The following is a 982-nucleotide window of genomic DNA, read 5'->3' on the forward strand; positions in this document are numbered from 1 at the left end:
CGGATTCAAAACTAGATGAGCTTTCCGGCGAGGTTGAACGGTCAGACAAAGTCAGCTATAAGCTGGAAAAGAATGAAGGAGGGTATTTGCTTCATCTTACGGCAGACGAGAACTGGCTGAAAGACCCGGAACGCGTATATCCAGTATCTATCGACCCGTCAACTTCTTTATCTGTTTCATCGGATACGTTTGTCATGAGTGCCTACCCGACGACGAACTATTCGGCCTCCTCACAAAAATGGGATGCTAATTTAAAGGCCTATGTACTGAAAACGGGCTATTATGACAAAACAACAGGCACAAACTATGCGTTCATGAAATTTAACAACCTAAAGCCAATTCAAAATATGACTGTCACTAAAGCTACATTAAAAACATACGTAGCCCATTCCTATTATGGAACAAAGGCAACCGGCCTTTGGCTGGATACGGTCAACAGCAATTATGATAATGCAAAAGTGACATGGAACACCAAACCGGCATCTAAAAATATCGGAAAAGCCGACGTCCATAAAGGACAGTGGGCGAGTTATGATGTGACCGCTGCTGTAAAGTCATGGAACTCCGGCGGGGCCAACTATGAATTTAAGCTTCATACAAACGGAAACGGCAAGGAGTATTGGAAAAAACTAATTTCTTCCGCGAACTCAGCCAATAAACCGTATATTGAAGTGACGTATACCATACCAAAGGGAAACATCCCTACAATTAAAGCCTATCACAATGGTGATTCCACTGGTTATTTTGATATCAGTTGGAAAAAGGTTGAAGGGGCGAAAGGGTATAAGGTATGGATTTACAATGGTAAAGAATATCAAGCGATTTCTACAGGCAACGTCACGTCGTGGAGCACAAAAGGGAAAAAAATCTGGCCTACGAGCGCAGAAATTGCTTCCAAGAGATATAAACTGCATCTGGACGGCAAGGACGGAGCCGAATTGGCACTAGACCCATCCCCGGTCTATAAGAACTCCGGCGGAAG

At 43.7% G+C, this 982-nt stretch carries 1 protein-coding gene; it reads left to right on the forward strand.

Going from position 1 to position 982, the window contains the following annotated elements; translation table 11 throughout:
* Nucleotides 1–982, forward strand: a 982-nt coding sequence (locus tag ACWHAR_RS23720; protein ID WP_452088021.1) for a DNRLRE domain-containing protein, incomplete at both ends; no start/stop codon positions are given.

It is taken from the genome of Bacillus sp. LR--39, assembly GCF_053613335.1.